This window comes from Psychrobacter immobilis (genome assembly GCF_003148585.1).
GTDB classification, from domain to species: Bacteria; Pseudomonadota; Gammaproteobacteria; order Pseudomonadales; family Moraxellaceae; genus Psychrobacter; species Psychrobacter immobilis.
Genome location: NZ_QGGM01000029.1, coordinates 1 through 5,083 on the forward strand (window position 1 = coordinate 1; position 5,083 = coordinate 5,083).

Annotated in this window: 5 protein-coding genes; 1 reads left to right on the forward strand and 4 read right to left on the reverse strand. The window is 44.2% G+C overall.

The genetic code is table 11. The features are described 5' to 3' along the window. Positions 1-174 precede the first annotated feature (174 nt). The 4 genes from gltS to C8D84_RS13615 all read right to left on the reverse strand — a co-directional run bounded on the left by gltS (position 175) and on the right by C8D84_RS13615 (position 4,162). Complete coding sequence (gltS, locus tag C8D84_RS13600) at positions 175-1,449, reverse strand: sodium/glutamate symporter (RefSeq protein WP_045453577.1); 1,275 nt, start codon at positions 1,447-1,449, stop codon at positions 175-177. Positions 1,450-1,538: 89 nt separating this feature from the next. Then, on the reverse strand, positions 1,539-1,907 hold the full coding sequence (locus C8D84_RS13605) for a barstar family protein (protein WP_045453580.1): 369 nt from the start codon (positions 1,905-1,907) through the stop codon (positions 1,539-1,541). 1 nt (position 1,908) lies between these two features. Beyond that, the gene (locus C8D84_RS13610; RefSeq protein WP_109592795.1) at positions 1,909-2,679 is read right to left on the reverse strand and encodes a ribonuclease domain-containing protein; all 771 of its coding nucleotides are present in this window, start codon (positions 2,677-2,679) and stop codon (positions 1,909-1,911) included. A gap of 181 nt (positions 2,680-2,860) precedes the next feature. Then, the gene (locus tag C8D84_RS13615) at positions 2,861-4,162 is read right to left on the reverse strand and encodes a glutamate-5-semialdehyde dehydrogenase (protein WP_109592797.1); all 1,302 of its coding nucleotides are present in this window, start codon (positions 4,160-4,162) and stop codon (positions 2,861-2,863) included. A gap of 449 nt (positions 4,163-4,611) precedes the next feature. Between C8D84_RS13615 and C8D84_RS13620 the strand changes: the two genes are divergently transcribed. Further along, positions 4,612-4,935 carry a hypothetical protein gene (locus C8D84_RS13620; protein WP_109592799.1) on the forward strand — a complete coding sequence of 108 codons (324 nt, stop codon included), beginning with the start codon at positions 4,612-4,614 and terminating at the stop codon, positions 4,933-4,935. Positions 4,936-5,083 lie beyond the last annotated feature (148 nt).

Consider the following 5,083-nt stretch of genomic DNA (forward strand, 5'->3'; position numbering starts at 1 on the left):
TCATCATGGGCTAAATGAGAGGCGTAAGTTACGGTTTATTAAAGACTTTCTACTATCAAAGTCACTCAAATAGCATGAATTTTGTCCATTACACCAATAATCAATAAAAAAGGCTGGGTTACGATAGCGTAGCCCAGCCTTATTCAGGTTAATTTGACTTTATTGCTTATAAAATTACATAAACGGCAGTTTAGTAAATATCTGCAAGATCGTCGCGTTGACGATATCGACAAAGAATGCACCAACCATTGGCACAATCAAAAACGCCTTAGGCGAAGGCAGATAGCGATCCGTGACCGCCTGCATATTGGCAATCGCCGTTGGCGTCGCACCCATACCGAAACCACAATGTCCAGCTGACAAGACCGCTGCATCATAGTCTTTACCCATCACCTTAAAGGTTATGAAATAGACATAAACAACCATAATGACCGTCTGTACCAATAAGATAATCAACACAGGGCCTGCCAAATCAGTCAGCTGCCATAGCTTCAATGACAGCAGCGCCATGGCTAAGAAAAGACTCAAAGAAGCGTTACCAAATACGTCGATAGAGCGATCAAACATATCAAAATTAAAGATTGTGGTTAAGACATTACGAATAATCACACCACCTGCCAACGCCCAAACGAAGGTAGGTAGCTCAAACCACGTGCCTTGCGCAACAAGCGTCATGACATCGGCGAAGGCCAACGCTGCGGCAAACAATGCCAATGTCTCAATAGTAGAAGAGGCAGTGATAAAACGCATGCTATCAGGTCTTTCAAAAATTTCTTTATTGCTACTCGCCGAATCTTCATCATGTTTGGTGCTATAAAGCGACTGCGCACCAGCGACTTTTTCGATGTCACTAGGATTGGGATTGGCGGGTGTTGGTTTTAACCCCAGCTTTTGAATCAGGCGACGGGCAACAGGACCACCAATGATACCACCAGCGACTAAGCCATAGGTGGCAACGGCGATACCAAGTGTCGTTGCACCGACCACACCGTAATCTTGCTCCAAGGTGATACCCCAAGCGCCTGCCGTACCGTGACCACCAGTCAGGGCGATAGAACCTGTCACTAATCCAAGTAGTGGATCAAGTCCCAACGCGCTTGCCATGGCCACACCAACGACATCTTGCAAGACGATAAAAACGGACACAACGATGGTAAAAATCAACAATGGCGTACCACCAGCTTTGAGTCTACTAAAATCAGCACTCAAACCAATAGAGGCAAAAAACATCAGCATGGTAGCCGTCTGTAATCCTTGATGAAAGTTAAAACTATATCCCCAAATGATATTTAGAATATAGACCACTATTGCCGCGACCAAACCACCAGCAACAGGCTCTGGAATGTTAAAATCTTCTAAGAATTTAATTTTCTTGACCAAAAAGCGCCCAAGCAGCAGCACTAGAGTGGCTAGTATCAGCGTGTAATAGCCGTTTAGGGTAATTTCCATATATTAATCCTTTCTATAAAAATAAATTAACCTGAATTCGGGATAAATATGGTTTTATCTCGAATTCAGGTTTGTGTGGTGATTGGCGACTAGGCATCATCCACGGACGGCATAATAACCCATAATTGCGGCTTGCCAAAATCTCTGTAGGCATCTTCAATGATGCTTTTGAAAACATTAAAATCTTCGGTGTTTATTTTTTTCACCGCTGTTAGATCCAGCATCAGGTGAGTCACTTCGCTGTCCGTTAAACAGTCCCATGCGCTATCCCAGTTATGTGAAAAATAACTGGGAAAATCACAGGCATTGGCTAAGTTTGTTAATAATGTGGTTTTATTGAGTATCTCGTCTACCGGTATGTTAACAGTCTGAGCGGGCATGCTAGCATTTAGTGCTGTAGTTTTTTGGTTAATATCTTGGTCAAAACCCAGATTAATATAGTGGATGGCTTTACTCATATTATTTTACGTCCAGTCTGCGAAAGCTATCATAGTGATCAACGGTTAAGTAATATACGGTCGGCGGATGACCACCTGTGACGATACGCCGTGCACCGCGATGTGATACGCCAGGTGTCGGCACGGTATATTCGCGGTAGTAGCCTTGCGACTGCGCGGGCAATCTGCCCTCACGATTATAAAATGTCGTGCCATCTTTATGAGGATAAGGAAAAGGCCCGCCTCGTTGAATAAGGGCAATGGTATTGTCTATCTGAGCATCGCCCGTGACGCCGCTTGTCTTTACTGGCTGGGTCTCGGATGAGGTTTGTGATACCGCTGTTGGGTCAATACTATCGGTCAAAAACCCAGACGACAAATCACCAAAAAAATAAACAGCAACGGCAATAAGGGCAATCAAACTAAATAGGGTAGAGCCTAAGCTTCTCTTGTTTTGATTGCCACGCTGACTATGGCGATTGTCACGAGTAGTGTGTCGCGGGTTTTTGTTATTATCAATAGAGTTGTGTCGGCTGTTAGTATTTGAATGGTGATTGGCTATATTTGAGTCTGGAGTGGCTAAAATACTCAATTCGTTGGAAGTGACTTCAGTGGCTCGTAGTTGGTTTTTATCATTACGCTCACTATTAAAATAGACGCTTTGACCGACGGTTATTGGCTGTGATAATCGCACTTTACTCACATGAAAAAACACGTCTTCACTTTGATTGTCTACATCGATAAAGCCATAGCCTTTATCTGAATTCCAGTGCTTGATTTTACCACTCTGCATAAGCCCACTTTCCTATCGCCTGTTTTATTATCGTGCCGCATGACTTTTACCATACACATGTTTTTGATGTCGCATATATAACATATTTGACACTACTAAAAAACGCCAGCAATTGAGCTGGCGTTTTTTTGTGGATTATACGTTAAATCAGAGAGTGGATGATAGGCTAAGCGATAAGACGTTAGGCGCGAGTCTCACCATGACCATAAACGATCCATTTCTGTGAGGTGAGACCTTCAAGTCCTACTGGGCCACGAGCGTGGATTTTATCGGTCGAGATGCCAATCTCGGCACCCAATCCATACTCAAAGCCATCGGCAAAACGGCTAGAGGCGTTAATCATGACGCTCGCTGAGTCGACTTCACGGATAAAACGTTGCGACTTGGTATAGTTGTCGGTGATGATAACGTCGGTATGATGGCTGCCATGAGTGTTGATATGTTCAATGGCTTCGTCAATACCTGACAAAACTTTTACCGCTAAGATAGGCGCTAAATATTCGGTATCCCAATCCTCAGCAGTGGCCGCAGACAAATGTCCAGCAAGCTTAGCATTATCATTTAAGATGGCTTGCGACTTATCATCAAGGCGCAATTGCATCGCATCATCAGCGGCGATGATGGCTTCGGCAATCTTTGGCAATAGCTCACCCGCGACTGATTCGTCGATCAATAGCGTCTCCATGGTATTACACGTACCGTAGCGATGGGTTTTTGCATTGACGCTGACCTTGATGGCGATTTCGGCATCCGCATCACTATCGATAAAGGTGTGGCAGTTGCCATCTAAATGCTTGATGACAGGAACGCGAGCATCGCGGCTGATACGCTCAATCAATCCTTTGCCACCGCGTGGGACGATGACATCGACATAATCAGTCATGGTAATCAGCTCGCCGACAGCAGCGCGATCGGTCGTTTGTAGTACTTGCACACTGTGCTCAGACAGCCCGACTTTCTGTAGTCCTTCCAAGATACATTTGGCGATTGCTTGATTGGATTCAAACGCTTCAGAGCCGCCGCGCAAGATAATAGCGTTGCCTGATTTTAGCGCCAATGAAGCCGCTTCTAAGGTCACGTTAGGGCGTGACTCATAAATCATACCGACCACGCCGAGCGGCACCCGCATTTTCCCCAAATGAATCCCTGATGGCTGATAGGTCATGTCAGTGACTTCGCCGATAGGGTCTGGTAATGAGGCGACGTCTTTTAACCCTTGGAGCATGCCGTCAAAGCGGGCATCATTTAGCTCTAAGCGATCCAGTAAGGCTGCCTCTAAATCGTTGCTTTGTCCATTATGCATATCGATTTTATTGGCGGCCAAGATATCTGATTTGGCCTCTTTTAACACATCATGAATCGCCATTAATGCTGAGTTTTTGTCACCAGTGTTTGCCGCAGCCAGCACACGCGAAGCAGCTCTTGCCTGTTTGCCAACAGCTTGCATATAGGCAGTAACGTCTGTGGTATTCGATTGACTCATAAATTATTTTCCTTATGTTATAAATGTTTTAAGCAAATGAAAGCGCCCAAAAAGGCGAAAATGTGGCAAAAAGATGATTTTGATACCTGTCAGGTATTATGCTATTTAACATAGAGGAGATTGAGGCGATAGTAAAGATGATTTTGTGAACAGTGCCTGCTTTACATAGCGTTTATGAGCATGGTCGTCGCGTCATTTTACTGACTTTACCATTACTGAGTCCTTGCCACTTCATGATACAAACATCATTTCAGAGAAAGCAAAAACGCAAACTTTCGGTTACGTGGTTTTAACAGAACTGCGTTGTAACTACTAAGGTAGCTAGCATTAATCATACGTATAGTAGAGCTTAACGGTGCATCAAAAAGCAATTAAAGGGCAGGCATTCATGTACGAATGGTTGCTCGTCAAATACAATTCAATAAATGAAATAATGATGGAGAATAAAAATGGCTATTAGAAATGACACTATCGACAACACCACGCGTAAAAGCTTGCTGGCAGTTGGTTTGGTTGCCGCGGCATTGACATTGGGCGCTTGCGGTAAGAAAGAAGAAGCACCTATGGAAACTGCTCCAGCCGTTGATGCACAAACAGCAGTGGAGGATGAAGCTACTGGTGTTGCGACAGCAGGCGAAGGTGATGATATTGCAGTTGCTAGCGCCGATGATGGCATGGCAGTGGGTAATAATGATGATGTGGCGGTGGCAACAGCAGATGACGCCGAAGTGCTGGACGGCACTGAGAGCGAAGAACATGTCTCAACGTATTAAATCGCTATCTTGACTAACTGATTATCATTAGTTGATGATATAAGCGAATAAAACTAGGGCGTGTCATCAATTAGCACAGTTGTTTTAGAATAAGCTATAGTAACTCTATATTTACTCATATGAGCTTAATCATCATGACAAGACGACA

Coding starts and splice junctions, on each gene's coding strand:
- gltS (WP_045453577.1), bottom strand. CDS start 1,449: ATGGAAATTACCCTAAACGGCTATTACACGCTGATACTAGCCACTCTA.
- C8D84_RS13605 (WP_045453580.1), bottom strand. CDS start 1,907: ATGAGTAAAGCCATCCACTATATTAATCTGGGTTTTGACCAAGATATT.
- C8D84_RS13610 (WP_109592795.1), bottom strand. CDS start 2,679: ATGCAGAGTGGTAAAATCAAGCACTGGAATTCAGATAAAGGCTATGGC.
- C8D84_RS13615 (WP_109592797.1), bottom strand. CDS start 4,162: ATGAGTCAATCGAATACCACAGACGTTACTGCCTATATGCAAGCTGTT.
- C8D84_RS13620 (WP_109592799.1), top strand. CDS start 4,612: ATGGCTATTAGAAATGACACTATCGACAACACCACGCGTAAAAGCTTG.